Consider the following 16,727-nt stretch of genomic DNA (forward strand, 5'->3'; position numbering starts at 1 on the left):
ACAGAGGCCGGCGGGTAGCCTTTCCGGGCGGACTCTCTGTCGTCACGGGGTCCGCCCGGAAAGGCTACCCGCCGGCCTCTGTAGTTCTCACGCGTTCCCAAGGTCTGGAGGACCATGCGCTCTACCGGCCCAGCGGCAAGGACAGTGACCGCGGCTCCCATCGCCCCGAGGATGATAAGCTTGATCACCGTCGACTGACCGCCCGTGATAGGAGTGTCAGGGCCACTGCCCACAACTGCCTGCCCCTGTGCAGAAAACCTCGAAGGTCACGGCCTGTCTCCCGATGCCTCATCGAGGTGGGCACCTCCAGTATTGAGTATCCTGCGCGTGCCCAATCTACCGCAAATCCCACCTCGAGCCCGAACCCCTCCGGCAAGGGAGGGAGTCCGGCCGCAAGATCACGGCGAAACGCCCGTTGCCCGGAAAGTGGCCAGGTGAGGGCTACCCCCGTCAGCGCCAGGATTCCAAGGCGCGCCAATCGGACCACAAGCCCAAATCCACCACGGCCGCGCGAAGCCTCGAATCCCGCCACCGCCATGTCTGCCCTTCCGTCCACCACAGCTGCAATGACCTTCGACATCTCGGACGCTGTACGCCCCAGGTCCGCGTCAGCCAGAGCCACTACGTCCGAATCCGTGGCCGACAGCCCGGCCCTGACCGCCGCCCCCTTTCCCTCTGTCCGCCGAAGTCTGATGACCCTGGCGCCTGCCGCCCGGGCGCGTTCAGCCGTGGCGTCCCGAGACCCGTCGTCCACAACAACGACTTCGTCGACCATGCCCGTGGAGAACAGGGCGGACACCGTGTCAGACACTGTCGTCTCCTCGTTCAGGGCAGGAACCACTGCGGCCACCGTCATACTCCGTCCGATCCGGCGACTGCGGGCAGCATCACCTGAGCTGGTGGGGTCCCGAAGAGCCCGTCCGCCCCGGCGAGCGCCAACACGGCTGCAACGGCCCCAGGGATGGTCCCGGCACCCACCACGAGTGCATGGGCTTCACCCCGATCGCGCTGCCCCTTTTGACTGGGCATACTCAACCAGCCTGTGACCACGCGCAAGCCAGAGGCCTTGGCAGAGGTGACGAATGCCCCGACGGCCCGCTGAGAGACACCCGCCGGATCGGGTTCCGCCGCAATCACAACCACCGACCCGGGCTTCTCCTTTGCTGAGACTCTCACGTGTACGAGGCCCGAACCGGCCATGGCTTTGACCTTCGCCGCATCGCATTCCACTAAAACGTTCATCCACCCAGCCATCTCCAGAGGGTCTACCTCGGCGAGAGCTCTCTCGGATACTGTGGCTATGGAACCGACTCTCCCTCCGGCCGTCTCAATGACGCGGGAGAGGTTCCTCACGGCCTCACTGCCGACCCCAGGCAAGACGACTGCGCACACGACCGACCCCGCCAGACGCCCCCCAACCAGGTGAGGCAGGCTTTCCTCCTGAAACCTCAAGGCCGCCGCCAGTTCGGATGCCAGCCTGTCCCGGTCGCGCGCGAGCTTGTCGAAGTCAAGACGGAGTCTTTCGATCATGGCTTCCTGCTGCCTCAAGATCCCGTCGTCGCCAATCATGGTGGCCCCAACCAACATGCCGACGCCTAACGCTACGAAGACCGCTGCAAGAGACACCACGTGGTACCTTAGGCTCATCACTGCTACCGCCTCACCTAAAGAAGCCCGAGCATCACCTTTAGTCTCAGCACCAGGAGTCTGGCAAGCCCCGCAAAGGCTCCCGAGAAAACCGAGAGAACCACGAGGGGCACCGTCGCCGCCACCACTACACCAGCTATGTGCCCCAGCCTGAGTTTCCCCCGGTATAGTTGACTGACTCCCTTGGCGTCGACCAGTATCGATCCCACTTTCAGTCTGACCAGAAACGTGCTGCCCATGCCGGGCCTGCCTTTTTCCAGGAAGTCTAGCATGCTGGAGTGTGCTCCGAGGGCAACCAGGAGGGAGGCTCCTTTATCGTAGGCTAACAGCATGGCGATGTCTTCGCTAGTGCCGGGGGACCGGAAAACCTTATGGGGAAGGCCGAGCCCGGACAGGCGCTCGGCTCCTGGGGATGAGCCGTCAGGGTAGGCGTGGGCTATGAGTTCTGCCCCGGAGCGCAGTGCTCGCTCGCTCACGGAGTCCATGTCTCCAATTATCAGATCAGGCACGAACCCTTGCTCCATCAAGGCGTCCGCGCCGCCGTCGACACCGATCAACACCGGCCTTGTCTCACGTATGTAGGAGTCCACCGCGGCGAGGTCTTCCCTGTACGTCGGCCCTCTCACCGCGATCAGACAGTGTCTTCCTCGGATCGGCGTGTCTATAAGGGGCGTCTCCACACCACCAAGGATGATTTCTTTCTCACGGATGGCATACTCGAGAGTGTTCTCTACGAACCGCTCGAGCTCTCTCCCGAGGTTTTCTTCGGCGACGGCGTACATGTCGCCCACAAGGCTGGGTGTGAGAGGAGTCCCTTCCGCAACCAGTTCGTCCCCGAGGAACACGTGGCAACCGCGGACCTCTATTCTGTCTCCGTCGTGGATCCTGTCGAACACGGAAAACCCGACATCATCCAGGACCGGAATCCCCGCGGCCAGGAGAATCGCTGGGCCCTGGCACTGGTATCTTCCGGTTATGGACTTGTCGGCGTTTATGACCATTCTGGGGCGCTTGGCCACAATCGCCCTGGCGCACACTTCATCGATGTCCGCGTGGCCGATTACCGCGATATCTTCCTGGGTCAAGCTCCCTACCAGGTCTTTGGTTTTGCGTCCAAGCCTAGCCGTGCCTTCCGCCGTCGACCCCACCATTCGCTGCAGATGTGGCCATCCAGCCTTAGTATGCTGAGGTCGTCACGGCTTCATGTCTATCCGAATCTTGTCGGCTATCCTCGCTATGAACGCCGAATTCGTGGGCCTTCCCTTGTCCGCATCGACGGTATGGCCGAAGATCTTGTTGAGGAAGTCGACATTCCCGCGGGTCCAGGCTATCTCGATGGCATGACGGATCGCACGTTCCACCCGGGACGGTGTGGTTCCGTGTCTTTGGGCAATCGTGGGATAGAGAACCCGCGTGACGCTGCCAAGCACGTGTCCTTCACCCATAGCCATTAGTATCGCGTCTCTCAGGTAGGCGTACCCCCGGATGTTGGCGGGAATCCCAACCTCATGGATCACCCTCGTGACCTCGGCCTCAAGATCCGTCGCTTTGCCCGCCTCCGGGGCCCACCCGCTTCCGTGCACAGGCAGGACCGAATCCGGCGGTAGCTTGGCCACGCGCCGGATCCGGTCCATCAGGACGTGCAGGTCGAACGGCTTGACAATGTAGTAGTCCGCGCCCGCCGCGACGATCCTGGCCGCCGTGGCCTCGTGACCGATCGCGGTGAGGATGAGGACCCGGGGGCGGCGGCTGAAATGCTCTTCTCGAAGCCGTTCAAGAAGGCCCAGGCCGTCGAGGTGGGGCATGATGACATCGAGTACGATTACATCGGGAGCCACCTCACAGGCCATGTTCAGGCCGTCCACCCCGTTGTGAGCAACCCCCACGACCTCCATGTCGGGCTGGCCTTCGATGAACTCCCGGACCACCTCCGTGAACTCACGATTGTCGTCAACTAGCAGAACACGAACACGGTCTCCCAGCATCTAACGGCACCTCCGCGTTTTCTGGGCCTTGATGCTTTCTACGCAACCGTCCCGTTTCCTTCCTCATCTAGTCCGAGTTCAAGTCTACCAGGTCCGAACGGATGGCATACAGAGCGACCTGGATCCTGTTCTCGAGACCGAGCTTCCTGCGTATGCTAGTTACGTAATTTTTCACTGTCTTATCGCTTATGAAGAGCTGTTCCCCAATCTTCTGATTACTCAGTCCGAGCGCGACCATTTTTATGATCTCCCGCTCGCGCGGAGAGAGTCTTTCGAGCGCGGAAGTTGTGGCCGAGTCTTGGGGCTTTGCTTCCGGCACTGGCCTCACCTCTCAACCCGTCTCGGGCGTATCGCAATGAGAAGCGGTCCGCTTCCCGTTCCGGCCATACATAATATGTGCGGGGAAACTGGCTCGTGTATGGGCCTTTGGATGAGGTCTGGGGGCGGATACCCGCCCCCAGACGATTTGGACCCGCTATAGTCCTGGCCGTGTCCACCATGTGCTCAGCGAACACCCCGTAACCCCTTGCCGGATCAGAGACGAAAACGTGGGTTACCGCCCCTATGAGCTTGCCGTCCTGAATGATCGGACTCCCGCTCATCCCCTGCACGATCCCGCCTGTCTTCGCGAGCAGCCTGCGGTCGGTCACGCGGACGACGAGCCCTTTCCCGGTTGGCCGGGTCTGCCGGGTGACCCGCACAATCTCTACCGAGAATCTCTCGATTTCTGATCCAGAGATCACCGTGAGGATCTCCGCCGGGCCTTCGCGGACCGATGATGCCAGGGCGACCGGGATAGGGTCGGTGTACAACGGATTTGGCAGCGGCCGTGAGAGCGTACCGAAAATCCCCACTCCCGAGTTTCCCAGGATAGTCCCGATGTAGTCTCGCGTCCCTCCAAAGGTCCCGATCTTCTCGCCCGGACGCCCTGCGCCTCCTACTTCAATCCCAGCGACCCTGGCCGAGACGATCCGGCCATCGGTGATGCTCACTTCCCGGCCGGTATGAACATCCGTGACTACGTGGCCCAAGGCCCCAAACTGCATCGTGACTGGGTCCCAGAAAGTGAGCGTCCCCACCCCCGCGGCATTGTCTCGAACGTAGACCCCTATTCGGTACCCCGGACCTGATGGGGCAGGGTCGAGTGTGACTGTCCGCTCCGCGGAGCCCCGTCTCACTCTTGCTTCCACCGAACTCCCGGCACGGGCAGCCTCGTCAACCAGCCTTTCAAGGTCATCTGAGTCTGTCACAGGCTCCCCATTGATGGAGAGTATGATGTCTCCCACGTCAATTCCGGCATCCCTCGCCGGAAAACGCCTGCTCCCGTCGGGCGCCTGAACCGGATAGAGCCCCATCACTGACACACCCATGTTCGCCAGGAGTATCCCGACTGAATGGCCCCCGGGGATCACTCGGAGCTCGGGGATGATCTCCACCACAAGCCGGCGGATGGGTATCACATTGAACAGCCTGAGTTCCAGGCTGGTCCGACCGGACCTCGTGGGAGTCACCGAGTAATCCCCCGGCGCGGAGCCGTGGACTAGAACGGAATCGGGAGGGTCGACCACGAGTACTCCGGAGAACGGCAGCCTAGTCTTTATGACGAAGGTCTCGCCTTCGGAGACCCTGAGGCGCGCCGGAAAGCCCGATACTTCTCGGAGGCTCGTGCAAGATACCAGCACAAAGCAGGCCAGAACAGCCAATCCCGCTATAAGAAGCCTCTTCCTGCCTCTGAACATGACACCCTCTCTTGCCAGCGGGCGCCATGATTCGGATGGCCGGACGCCCGCGCGGGATTAAGGTGTCCGGCCAACACGGGACGTATTCGATTCAAATCCTGTTCTAACTGGGAGAAGCGTTTGTCGAAGACCGGCGCTCCAACCGGGCTATGAAAAAGCCGTCGGTTCCATGAATGCCTGGAAGCAGCTGGAGCATGTGCGGGTTGCCCGGTGCCACGGCCTGTCTGGCACCTTCGGGGATGAAGGGAAGAAGCGAAGATGGGGCAAACTGAGGATTGCGGTCAAGAAAGGCTGTGATCTGGTCCTGGTTCTCAGCCTGCGAGACAGTGCACGTGCTGTAAACAAGGACGCCACTGGGTTTCAGCGTCCGGGCGGCGGAATCGAGAATCTCGGCCTGCAATCGGCTGAGCGATGTGATATCGTCTGGGCTCTTTCGCCACCTCGCATCCGCCCGTCGAGAAAGCACGCCGAGGCCCGAACAGGGTGCGTCCACCAGGACTGCATCTGCAGTCCCGGGGAACATGTCACCCAGATGCCGCGCATCGGCGTCCACAGTCTCGATTGAGGACAGCCTCAACCTCTCCGCAGCTTGGGAAACCATGGGGAGCCTCGCGGGATTCGGATCCGCCGCTATGATCCGGCCTTCGTCCCCCATGAGCTCAGCCATGTGGGTTGTCTTGCCACCAGGCGCGGCGCAAGCGTCAATCACTGTCCACCCAGGGCAGGGCGCAAGCGCGTGCGCAACCATCATCGAGCTCTCGTCTTGCACCGTCATGAGCCCGGCCTGGTGCTCAGGGATGGCGCCGAGGGACTCGGGGGGGTCTAGTATGAGAGCCTCAGGCAGATACCGCCCTGGAGTCACATGCGTGCCTCCGGCCCTCAAGAGACTCCCAAGATGGGCCGCATCCGTCTGCATGGTGTTGACTCGGACCGTCAGCGGGGGGGCAGTGTTCCCGGCCTCGCACATGGCAATGGTCCGTTCGAGACCATGTTGCTCGATCCACATTCGCACTATCCATGCGGGGTGAGAGTGAACCACGGAAATATGGGCCACGGGGTCGGACCGCACATCGGGGAAGTCCGGCGAGAATCCCGGCGATGTCAGGGTTCGGAGTACCGCATTCACGAACCCTGGGAGGCCCCGGTGGCCGAGCCTCCGTGCAGATCCTACTGCTTCTGAGACCGCAGCGTGGGGCGGAACGGATCCCATGAACCGCACCTGGTATAGCCCGGTGGCGATGATGGCCCGGGCGAGCGGGTCGATCCGGCGAACCGGACGTCTCGAGGCCTGTGCGATCATCCATTCCAAAGTGAGTTTTCGCCGGATGGCCCCGAAGGCGATCTCCATGCCGACTTTCCGTTCGCGGGTATCGACCAGTTCACCGGACAACGCCTGTGACCAGGCAGCATGCGCATACATGCCGGCCTGGTCACACAAGTAGTAGACCTCGATGGCGAGGTCCCGCCCCAAGGGGCGGGACCGGCGAAAACCCGGGAGCCTAGTCACGCCGGCTTCCCCTGAGCAGAATCAGCCTGAGAAGCTGAGTCACGGCCACAGCTGCGGCCGCCACATACGTGAGAGCGGCTGCCTCCAGCACCTGCCGAGCATGGGGCACCTCTTCCGCGGTCACGTAGCCTCCTTCTGACAGCAGCCGCAAGGCCCTGGCACTCGCGTTGAACTCCACCGGCAGCGTGATGACCTGGAATGCCACGGCCGCTGTGAACAGCCAAATCCCGAGGGTCATAAGGAACTGCCCGTTCGACGCCCCCATGAGCATCCCGATGAAGAAAAGGGGGATGGCAAGGGACGAGCCGAAGCTCGCCACGGGGACGAACGCCTGGCGTATCTGCATGGGGACGTATGCCTCTTGGTTCTGCAGGGCGTGGCCGGTCTCATGGGCCGCGACAGAGATCGCAGCGAGAGACGTACCTTGATAGACCTGCGGGGACAGCATCAAAGATTTGTTCCTGGGGTCGAAGTGATCCCCCAAAGTCACATTCGTCTGCCCCACCCTCACATCACCCGCACCATTGGCCGCCAGAAGGTTCCGCGCCACCTCGGCCCCGGTGTAGCCCGACCGGGCCCGGACCCGGAGGTAGTGCCCGAAGGTGGACTGCACCTTGTACTGGGCATAAAGGGCAAACAGGAAGGCGGGTATGACGACGAGGAACGTGGAATCGTAAAACAGGAACGGCATCGCGCCTCACCTCTCTCGTGTGCGTAGCGGTCATGCAAACCGCGAGCCTGGTTGGGGTCTCCTTCCACGGATGAACTCGGATCCGGTCATCTGCTTCCTGCTCTCTGGCTGGACCAGGTCGAGCGAAACCAGCCCGTCTGGAACCCGGACCAGGAGTTCACCCCGTGCTCCCGCCACAATCTCCCCCGGCGGTCCACCGTCCGAAGAGATCTCGCCGGGCACCGGAACACTGGCCCGGAGTACCCTGACCCCTTTGCCATCCAGGGTGGTCCTGGCGCCGGGATCCGGGTAGAGTGCCCGCACGAGGTTCACGATCTCCCGGCCAGGCCTGTTCCAATCGATCACGGTCTCCTCCGGCCTCACCTTGGGGGCATAGGTGGCTGCTGCCTCATGCTGGGGTGTCCGTGGGGCATCCCCCTCTTCAAGTAAACGAAGGAACTCCACAATTAGTTTCCCGCCGCAAGTGGCGAGAGCCGCCGAGAGGCCCTCCGCAGTTGCATCCGGCGGTATCGGAACACGTTGCATGATCCCGATATCCCCGGTATCCCAGCCTTCGTCCATATACATGATGGTGACGCCTGTCTCGGCATCTCCATTCATGATCGCCCGCTGGATCGGCGCCGCCCCTCGAAGGCGTGGGAGGCACGAAGCGTGTATGTTGATGAACCCATGGGCGGGCACCGACAGCAACTCATTCGGTATCTTCTGGCCGAACGCGGCCACCACCGCAACGTCAGGGGCCAGCGCCCGAAGCGAGTCAATGAACTCCGGGTCTGACACGCGTTGGGGTTGGGCCACAGGCAGGCCGCGTCCTGAGGCAAACACCTTCACCTGAGACTGAGAGAGCTTGTGCCCGCGGCCTTTCGGCCGGTCAGGTTGGGTGACCACCATCACTATATCATGCCCTGCGCGCCCTATCGCATCGAGGGCCGGGACCGCGAACTCAGGCGTGCCCATGAAAACCACACGCACTGCCTAGTCTCCTTCCTCGTCGGCCGGTCTGATCTCGATCGCGCGGTCTATGAAGAGTATACCGTCGAGGTGATCGATCTCGTGTTGGAGCACCCGCGCCAGGAGCCCCGAAGCGGCGAGGGAGAACCTCCTGCCCTGCCGATCCAAGGCCGTGACCCGAACCTCTGTGCTCCTGTTGACTACTCCCACAACACCCGGAACCGACAGGCACCCCTCGGAACCCGCCTCCTCGCCGCGTGCTTCGACAATCTCTGGGTTGATGAGTGTGTGGGGCCCGTCCCCGGCGTCTGCCACCACCAAGCGAAGGCCGACCCCCACCTGGGGAGCAGCCAATCCCACGCCTGGAGCCTTGTACATGGTCTCCAGCATATCAGACGCGAGATTGAGTATCCGTTCATCTATGGCCTGAACTGGCTTCGCACGTTCGCGAAGGACCGGATCGCCCTCAGTGCGGATCTTCAGTACCAAATACGGCGCCTCCTGTCAGAGAATGCTCTGCGGGTTGACGTTCATGGTTATTGTAACTCCGGCCTTGCGCCCCGCGCAACCTGACTCCCGGACGCCCTTCACCGCGACTTCCCTGAGCGCACAGCCGTCAGCGGCGAGGAGTAGCACCTGCCAGCGGAACTTCCCTGCAATTCTCTCGATCGGCGCGGGCGCCGGGCCGACCACTTCCACGCTCACATCGTGCCCGGCTGCCCTGTCGCGGCACACTGCCGCGATGGCCCCCGCCGCGCGCGCAGCCGACGGCTCGTCCTCCGCCGAGACTAGCACGCGGAGAAGCTCCCTGGCTGGAGGAAATCCGGTCTCAAACCTCGCCGCCACCTCCTGCTCATAGAACCGCCTGTAGTCGTGGTGACTCGCAGTCGTGATGCTGTAGTGGGTGGGGTTATAGGTCTGCACAATCACGACGCCGCGGACCGGCCCACGTCCGGACCTTCCGGCAACCTGTGCGATCAGCTGGAACGTCCTCTCCGATGCACGGAAGTCGGGAAGGTTCAGCGCCGTGTCGGCAGAGACTACTCCCACCAAGGTGACACTGGGGAAGTCCAGCCCTTTGGCCACCATCTGCGTCCCCACGAGTACGTCAACCCGGCCTGTCCGGAAGGAGGTGAGGATCTCCCTGTGGGCACCCTTCCGCCTTGTAGTGTCCACATCCATCCTGGCCACGCGTGCCTCGGGAAACAGCTTCTTGACTTCATCTTCTATCTTCTCTGTGCCTGCGCCGAAGTAGCGTATTCTCTCCCCGCCGCAACTCGGGCAAATGTCGGGCACGGGCGTGGTGTGGTTGCAGTAGTGGCAGGTCATTGCGGGCATGCGGGCATGGTAGGTCAACGAGACGTCGCAGTTCGGGCAGGTGACTACATACCCGCAATCCCTGCAAAGCACGAAGGTGGAAAACCCCCTTCTGTTCATGAAAAGGATGGCCTGCTGCCCCGAGGCGAGCCTCTCGGCGAGGTGCGCCTGAAGCCGCCGGCTGAAGATCGACCTGTTTCCCGACTTGAGTTCCGCCCGCATGTCCACGACGTGAACATCAGGAAGCGGCCTGTCGTCAATGCGCTTGAGGAGCTCAATCCGGCCGTACACACCGATTTCAGAGCGGTAGTAGGTCTCCACTGACGGGGTGGCAGACCCAAGGATTACGAGGGCGCCCGCCCGGCTCGCCCGCCATTCGGCGACTTCGACCGCATGGTACCTCGGGCTTTCGTCCTGCTTGTATGAGGTGTCGTGCTCCTCGTCCACCACGATCACTCCGAGGCGAGGAACAGGTGCGAACACCGCGGACCTCGCACCAACTACTACGTCCGCGTCGCCCCTGCGTATCCTTGCCCACTCATCCAGCCTCTCCCCAGCCCCGAGCGCGCTGTGGAGCACTGCAACCCGGCGGCCGAACCTGCCCCTCACCCTGTCTACCATCTGAGGGGTGAGAGAAATGTCCGGCACGAGCATTATACCCTGCCGGCCCATGCGGACCGAACGCTCGAGCATGCGCAAGTAGACTTCGGTCTTCCCGGAACTCGTGACGCCGTGGACCACCACCACCCCGCCCCCGGAGTCCATGGCAGCCTCGAGCTTGGCCACGGCCGCGGCCTGATCAGGACTGAGTTCGGGTGGCGCGGTGTGTTCTACCGGCAACCCGCGAAACGGGTCGCGTTCCACAGTAACATCAACCCGCTCCACTATGCCCGATCTGACTAGGGAGTTAAGGGCTGAGGCTGAATATCCCATGGTCCCCAGAAGCTCGGCGCGGGTGATCTCCCGCCCCCGCTCAAGTAGGGCGTGGACGATGGCTGCCTGGGCGGGGCTCCGGCGAGAGAGCGATTGGACCAGAGCCTCTGGATCACCTGCACCAGGCACGAGTCTGACAGCGCGCGCCAGTTTCGGCCCCACTTTGAGACTGACAGTTCTCGACGACTCTACCTTGGTCCCTGAAGGGACCATGGCACGCAGCGCCTCAACGAGCAGGCACAGATAGGTGCGGGACATCCACGTGGCGACTTCCAGAAGGTCCTCGGGGATCGGCGGGGAGTCGCGGACGCAGTCCAGGATATCCCGGACCTCCGCCACTTCTGGTGCGTCAGACTGCCCCACGACGAACCCCGAGACAGAGCGAGGGCCGAAAGGAACGAGCACCCTGGATCCCGGCTGGACCACGCCTGCCAGCCTGTCCGGTATCATGTAATCGAAATGCCTGTCCACCCTGGCGTTGGGCACATCCACCACTACTCGGGCGTACCTGCCGCCCAACCCCATCACCTCCGCTCGCCGGAGGCCAACCGTTCCAGCCGGCGCAAGAGCCTCGTCAGGAAGAACTCCTTTCTCGTGAAGGGGGAGACTAGTATCACTTCAAGCCCTGCACACCGCGCTCCAAGGACATCCGTGAAGACCTGATCCCCCACGACCACAACCGATTCAGGGTGTGCGCCGATAGTGTGGAGAGCGCGCCGGAACCCCCACGCCCAGGGCTTCGCCCATCCCCACACGACGGGAAGCCCGAGCTCCCGCCCGAAATGCGACGCTCGCGGTCTTCGGTTGTTGGTCAAAAGGCACATGGAGAATCCTAGCGCGCGGGCCCGGTCAATCCAGTCCCGCGCCTCCTTCGGGATCACCCACCCCCCCCATTCGACTATGGTGTTGTCGATGTCGATGATGAGGGCCGTCTTCCCGCGGTCTGTGAGTGCCGGAAGGTCGATGTCCCAAACCCGGTCCGCTCGCATATCTGGAGACAGAAACCTCATATGCCACCTCCAGCCATTGTCACCATTATACCACGCCGAGCCCTATCATCTGTATCCATCCGCGGCCATCTCGCGGAATAGCTTGCTTAGGGCACGCTTCTCAATTCTGGACACATAGGACCTGGAGATGCCGAGGGACCGGGAAATCTCTCTCTGGGTCTGCCGGCTGTCGTCCCCCATACCGAACCGCAGTTCCAAAACTCTTCGCTCTCTCTGAGAGAGCTTGGAGAGCTTCTCCCGAAGCCTCTCCTCCTCCACCCTGGCCTCCACCTCGTCCGCAACGGTGTCCCCATCCTGCATCAGCACATCCATGAGAACCACCTCGTTCCCTTCCTTGTCCGACCCTATCGGATCGTAGAGAAAGAGTTCGCCCCGGGTCTTGCGGCCGGAACGGAGGTGCATGAGTATCTCATTCTCAATGCACCGGGCAGCGTACGTCGCCAACCTGGTCTTCTTTTGTCTATCAAAGGTGTTGATGGCCTTTATTAGTCCTATGGTCCCAATGGAGATGAGGTCGTCCTGGTCTTCCCCGGTTCCATCGTATTTCTTCACCACGTGCGCCACGAGTCTCAGGTTTCTCTCGATCAGGATGCTCCGGGCGACTGTGTCTCCAAGGTCTTTCCGTTCCAGCATCTCCCGCTCCTCGGTCTCTGACAGGGGGGGTGGAAACGCCCCGTTCCCGGAGACATATGATGCGAGGAGCGCGATCCCCCTCGCGCAGATCGCCGCCAGAGCGGCAACAGCGCACGGCAACATAAAGGCCACCTCCGTGTAATGTTCCTTCACACAGCTTATGAAAGACCCCATGCTGCCGTGCAAGTCCGTCCGGTTAGTACCGGTAAGGTTCGAGCTCGAGCACCGCCTGGCAGATGTCGCGGAACACCGGTGCTGCGGACGCCGCTCCAGACCTCCCCCCCTCCACGAGGACGACAACCGTGATCTTCGGTTCGCCCGCCGGGGCGTACCCGGCAAACCAGGCGTCGTATACAGGTTCCCCGTTTTCACTCAACCGGCCTGTTTGCGCGGTCCCGGTCTTTCCCGCAACATCCATGCCTGCAAGTACGTCCCGAGTGGTGCCGGAGGCCGCAGCTCGTGAGAGCATTGCCCTCAGGTCCGCCGCGACCTCCGGGCTGAGCACATGCCTCTCGCCGCGGGCAGGAAGAGGAACGAGTCTTCCGTCGCGGTCACGGGCCTCGAGCACCAGCCTCGGCTCACAGACGACCCCGCCGTTTGCGATGGCAGACATCATGACCGTCGCCTCGAGGGGCGTCATCCTGACCACCGCCTGCCCGAGAGCGAGGTTGGCAAGTTCCGCCGGGCCCAGACGCCCTGTGGGAGCAGGGGTCTCGCCAGAGCCCACGCCCGGTATACCAAGCCAGGAGCGGAGGCCAACTCCGAGCTCCCGCGCCAACGCTACAAGGGCCTGCCCCCCTACGGACTGAGCCGCGTCGATGAAAGCTGTGTTGCACGAGAGGGCCAGGGCGTCCTCGAACGCAACCGGACCGTGCCCCCCCTCCGGGTTGGCATAGCAGCGGAAGGTGTGACCCCCTGCCTCGATTGTGCCGGTATCCATGTACACTGACTCGCGGGTCCTGACACCTCCCTGGAGAGCAGCCGCGGCCACAACGACCTTGAACACAGACCCCGGGTAGTAAGGGACAACTGCTCTGTTCATGAGGGGCGCCCTCGGATCCTGAAAGGCTCTCCCGACGTTGCTCGGGTCGAACGTAGGCCTCGACGCCATGGCCAGTATGTCGCCGGAGCCGGGGTCCATCACCACCACGGCGCCGGTAATGCCTCTCAGGTCCATTGCGCCCTCAACGGCCTGCTGCACCCGGGCGTCCAGCGTGAGTCTCACATGCCCCACGCGGGCAGTCGACTCTCTGACTTTGGCCCCCAGTCCCGATATCAACCGGCCGTTCGCATCGACGAACACTCGCAGGACATCACTGCCGGTTCCGGCCAGGACGTCGTCCCACGACCGCTCAATGCCATCCGCTCCCAGGCCGGAGCCGTAGACGTGGCCGATCACGTGGGCGGCGAGGGAGCTGTGGCGCGAAGGCACGGTGAACGGAACCACCCCCGGTATCGAGGCCGCGACCTCGGACACCGCGGCCCATTTATCGAAACCTACACGGACCACCCTTGGTGACTGGGACACCACGCCCTGGCCCAGCAGGGACTCAGCCCTTTCCAGGGCCCCGGATCTGCCTGCCAAGAGGGATGGAAACACCGCGACCATGTAGTCCGGATCCCCGTGGCCGGTCAAGGCCACCATGTTCCTGTCGAAGATGCCTCCGCGGTTCATCGCGAGTGCGACTCCCACCGCTCGCTGCTCCACAGCTTTCGCGGCGTAACCGCCCCCCTTGGCGATGCACACCCAGGCGACCCGAACTAGGGACGCCGCAAGCAGGATCAATGCAGCCGACCTGGCAAGCCGCACACCCGATCTGGTCTGGGAATCATCTGGTTGCACAGCACTCACATCCCTGCCAGCGCCAACGCAGGATCCACCCTGGCCAGAGTATTGTTCCCCCGGGGAAAAGAAAGAACCCAGCCGCGCTCGTGCGGCTGGGTGAACATGCGAACCGGAGGGAGACTCCCCCTGTGGGCCTGGGCCGAAAAGAATCAGCCCACGGCGGACTTGAGCCTTGCTATCAGAAGGTCGATTGCAACCCGGTTGAACCCGCCTTCGGGGATTATGATATCTGCGTACCTCTTGGTGGGCTCCACAAACTGCAAGTGCATCGGGCGTACCACGTTCAAGTACTGTTCGACGACGGACTTGAGCGTGCGGCCTCTCTCGGCCACATCCCGTGTGAGCCTTCTGATGAACCTGACGTCGGGGTCGGTGTCCACGTACACCTTGATGTTCATCAGTTCCCTGAGCCTCTCGTCGTCGAGGATCAGGATCCCCTCCAGAATGACCACGCCGGCAGGGTCAACTCTCTCGGTCCGCCCAGTTCGGGTGTAGGATTCAAACGAATAGACCGGCTTGTCCACAGGCACGCCTGCTTTCAGTTGCCGGATGTGAGACAAGTACAGGTCTGTGTCGAAAGCGAATGGGTGGTCGTAGTTGACCGCAAGCCTCTCCTCAAGTGTCAGGTGGCTCTGGTCCTTGTAGTAAGCATCCTGCTCGAGTATGGAGACGGCGTTGCCAAACGCCTCAGACACCGCACGCACCACTGTGGTCTTGCCCGATCCCGAACCACCCGCTATCCCGCAAACCAGAACCTCCCTGGGCATCTCGCCTACCTCCCTGATTCCGCCCGGGCCTTGGCCCTCAGGTGTTCGGCATATGTCCTGCTGAACAAGTGGGATCCATCATTCCTGGCTACGAAGTAGAGATAGTCCTCAGAAGACGGCTCCAACACCGCGACCACGGATTCCAGGCCTGGGCTGCATATAGGCCCCGGAGGCAGCCCCGGATGGATATAGGTATTGTATGGGGAATCCACCGTGAGATCCTCGAGCAGCAACTTGTCCTTGGACTGGGGAAGAGCATACTGCACAGTCGCGCAGCTTTGCAGAGGCATGCCGAGCCGGATCCGGTTCAGGAACACCCTGGATATCTTGGGCCGTTCCTGACCCACCTTTGCCTCGCGCTCCACTATGGATGCCAGGATGAGAACCTCCCGATCGGAAAGCCCCAGTGCCCTGCCTTGAGCGAGCCTCGGCTGGATAACTTCGGCAAACCGCCGGAGCATCGCCCGGACTACCTCGTGCGCTCCAACACCCCGCGCAAACTGGTAGGTGTCAGGGAAAAGGTAGCCCTCGAGTGATCCATCACCAGATGCCGCCCCCACGATCGCCAGGAGCTCTGGGGTGGGGTGAACGACCAGGGCCATTACTTCGTCCTCGGATGCGAGCCCGCGGGAGGCAACTATGCGGGCCACCTGGCGGGCTGTGGATCCTTCGGGTATTGTCACATTGACCCTCAGCACCTTGCCTGAGGAGATGTCCGAGAGAATCGCGACAGTGCCTCTGGCCGGGTCGAGTTCGTAGTCGCCCGCCTTGAGTTTCGATTCAAGGCCCATAGCCAATGCGAGCACTCTGAATACAATCCGCGACCGTATGACCCCGGCCTGCTCCAGAATGGCACCGATGCCTGAAGCTGACGCACCAGGCGGGATGGTAACTACGACTCTGCTGGCTCGCCCTGACCAGTTCATAGGGGAGCATGCGAACCAAGCGAGCCCGCACACAGCCACAACTGCAAAGGCGAGCGCCGCAACTATCAGCCTCTGGCGTCGTGCAGCCAAGGCAGCCGACCTCACTTGCAGCCCTCCGTTCGGCCTACATCTCCCACCAATTATAGCCCGCCTTCCCCGGGAAAAGCAAGGAAGCCCCTGGCCGGGGCCTCCCTTTCTCCTGGACACTAGGCCTCAGGCCTAGTAGTCCTCCTCTTCTTCCTCTTCGTCTTCTTCATCCTCGTCCTCGTCGAAGTCATCGTCCTCTTCATCGAGCGCCTCGAGGGCTTCGAGGACGCGCTCGTACTCATCATCGTCCTCGATATCAGTCAAGATCTCTTCGCCGTTCTCGTCGGTCTCGATACGGAGTATGTAGGCATCCTCCTCGCAGAACTCCTCGTCCTCATCCTCCGAGAGGCTCTCCACTGGCACCAGGACGGCGTACTTAGCATCGTCGATCTCAACGACTTCGGTTACGGTGAAGTCCTTCTCTTTGCCGTCCTCGTCGACCAACGTCACGATGGACTCCTCATCTGGCATCTCGCCCACTCCAATCCCACCCCCGTCTGTTTTCTTGAGCACGAGTATCTTGCCTTAAGCCACGGGCACGAATACGCGCAGGTGTCAGTCGTAGGACTTATGCCGGTCGAGATACGACTGCAGGATGATGGCCGCCGCGCTCTTGTCGACCACCTCCCTGCGGCGCTTGCGTGACATGTCAGCAGTGAGAAGTGCCCTCCCGGCCTCCCGGGAACTG

At 62.2% G+C, this 16,727-nt stretch carries 19 protein-coding genes; all 19 read right to left on the bottom strand.

Annotated features, from left to right (window positions below; all coding sequences use genetic code 11):
- Positions 1 to 188 (bottom strand): hypothetical protein (locus tag NUW23_08970; protein MCR4426302.1); only part of this gene is annotated, 188 nt, incomplete at its 3' end.
- Positions 185 to 856: a glycosyltransferase gene (locus NUW23_08975; protein ID MCR4426303.1), complete on the bottom strand. Its 672-nt coding sequence runs from the start codon at positions 854 to 856 to the stop codon at positions 185 to 187. The genes NUW23_08975 and NUW23_08970, both read right to left, overlap by 4 nt.
- Complete coding sequence (locus NUW23_08980) at positions 853 to 1,647, bottom strand: copper transporter (GenBank protein ID MCR4426304.1); 795 nt, start codon at positions 1,645 to 1,647, stop codon at positions 853 to 855. Before NUW23_08980 ends, NUW23_08975 begins: the two co-directional genes overlap by 4 nt.
- Positions 1,648 to 1,664: 17 nt before the next feature.
- Positions 1,665 to 2,798 carry a putative cytokinetic ring protein SteA gene (steA, locus tag NUW23_08985; GenBank protein ID MCR4426305.1) on the bottom strand — a complete coding sequence of 378 codons (1,134 nt, stop codon included), beginning with the start codon at positions 2,796 to 2,798 and terminating at the stop codon, positions 1,665 to 1,667.
- Between the two features lie 42 nt (positions 2,799 to 2,840).
- Positions 2,841 to 3,632 carry a sporulation transcription factor Spo0A gene (spo0A, locus tag NUW23_08990; GenBank protein MCR4426306.1) on the bottom strand — a complete coding sequence of 264 codons (792 nt, stop codon included), beginning with the start codon at positions 3,630 to 3,632 and terminating at the stop codon, positions 2,841 to 2,843.
- Positions 3,633 to 3,699: 67 nt separating this feature from the next.
- Positions 3,700 to 3,870 carry a LuxR C-terminal-related transcriptional regulator gene (locus NUW23_08995; protein MCR4426307.1) on the bottom strand — a complete coding sequence of 57 codons (171 nt, stop codon included), beginning with the start codon at positions 3,868 to 3,870 and terminating at the stop codon, positions 3,700 to 3,702.
- Positions 3,848 to 5,371, bottom strand: a complete 1,524-nt coding sequence (spoIVB, locus tag NUW23_09000; GenBank protein ID MCR4426308.1) for a SpoIVB peptidase — start codon at positions 5,369 to 5,371, stop codon at positions 3,848 to 3,850. The genes NUW23_08995 and spoIVB overlap by 23 nt, the downstream gene beginning before the upstream one ends.
- 103 nt (positions 5,372 to 5,474) lie before the next feature.
- On the bottom strand, positions 5,475 to 6,878 hold the full coding sequence (gene rsmB / locus NUW23_09005) for a 16S rRNA (cytosine(967)-C(5))-methyltransferase RsmB (GenBank protein MCR4426309.1): 1,404 nt from the start codon (positions 6,876 to 6,878) through the stop codon (positions 5,475 to 5,477).
- Positions 6,871 to 7,560, bottom strand: coding sequence for a zinc metallopeptidase (locus tag NUW23_09010; protein ID MCR4426310.1), 690 nt, complete (start codon positions 7,558 to 7,560; stop codon positions 6,871 to 6,873). Before NUW23_09010 ends, rsmB begins: the two co-directional genes overlap by 8 nt.
- Positions 7,561 to 7,599: 39 nt before the next feature.
- Positions 7,600 to 8,541 carry a methionyl-tRNA formyltransferase gene (gene fmt, locus NUW23_09015; protein MCR4426311.1) on the bottom strand — a complete coding sequence of 314 codons (942 nt, stop codon included), beginning with the start codon at positions 8,539 to 8,541 and terminating at the stop codon, positions 7,600 to 7,602.
- A gap of 3 nt (positions 8,542 to 8,544) precedes the next feature.
- Positions 8,545 to 9,009, bottom strand: coding sequence for a peptide deformylase (gene def, locus NUW23_09020; protein ID MCR4426312.1), 465 nt, complete (start codon positions 9,007 to 9,009; stop codon positions 8,545 to 8,547).
- Between the two features lie 15 nt (positions 9,010 to 9,024).
- Entirely contained in the window at positions 9,025 to 11,289 is a 2,265-nt protein-coding gene (gene priA, locus NUW23_09025) for a primosomal protein N' (protein MCR4426313.1), read from the bottom strand.
- Between the two features lie 5 nt (positions 11,290 to 11,294).
- Positions 11,295 to 11,780 carry a YqeG family HAD IIIA-type phosphatase gene (locus NUW23_09030; GenBank protein ID MCR4426314.1) on the bottom strand — a complete coding sequence of 162 codons (486 nt, stop codon included), beginning with the start codon at positions 11,778 to 11,780 and terminating at the stop codon, positions 11,295 to 11,297.
- 45 nt (positions 11,781 to 11,825) lie between these two features.
- Complete coding sequence (gene sigK, locus NUW23_09035; protein ID MCR4426315.1) at positions 11,826 to 12,536, bottom strand: RNA polymerase sporulation sigma factor SigK; 711 nt, start codon at positions 12,534 to 12,536, stop codon at positions 11,826 to 11,828.
- Positions 12,537 to 12,609: 73 nt separating this feature from the next.
- Positions 12,610 to 14,256 carry a penicillin-binding transpeptidase domain-containing protein gene (locus NUW23_09040; GenBank protein MCR4426316.1) on the bottom strand — a complete coding sequence of 549 codons (1,647 nt, stop codon included), beginning with the start codon at positions 14,254 to 14,256 and terminating at the stop codon, positions 12,610 to 12,612.
- A gap of 152 nt (positions 14,257 to 14,408) precedes the next feature.
- Positions 14,409 to 15,026, bottom strand: coding sequence for a uridine kinase (gene udk / locus NUW23_09045; GenBank protein ID MCR4426317.1), 618 nt, complete (start codon positions 15,024 to 15,026; stop codon positions 14,409 to 14,411).
- Between the two features lie 5 nt (positions 15,027 to 15,031).
- Complete coding sequence (gene mltG / locus NUW23_09050; GenBank protein ID MCR4426318.1) at positions 15,032 to 16,042, bottom strand: endolytic transglycosylase MltG; 1,011 nt, start codon at positions 16,040 to 16,042, stop codon at positions 15,032 to 15,034.
- Positions 16,043 to 16,171: 129 nt separating this feature from the next.
- Positions 16,172 to 16,510 (bottom strand): DUF1292 domain-containing protein, encoded by a 339-nt coding sequence (locus NUW23_09055; protein MCR4426319.1) that lies wholly within the window; start codon positions 16,508 to 16,510, stop codon positions 16,172 to 16,174.
- Between the two features lie 84 nt (positions 16,511 to 16,594).
- Positions 16,595 to 16,727, bottom strand: a 133-nt coding sequence (locus NUW23_09060) for a RuvX/YqgF family protein (protein ID MCR4426320.1), incomplete at its 5' end; no start/stop codon positions are given.

It is taken from the genome of Bacillota bacterium (assembly GCA_024655925.1).
Classification (GTDB): domain Bacteria; phylum Bacillota; class DTU025; order DTU025; family JANLFS01; genus JANLFS01.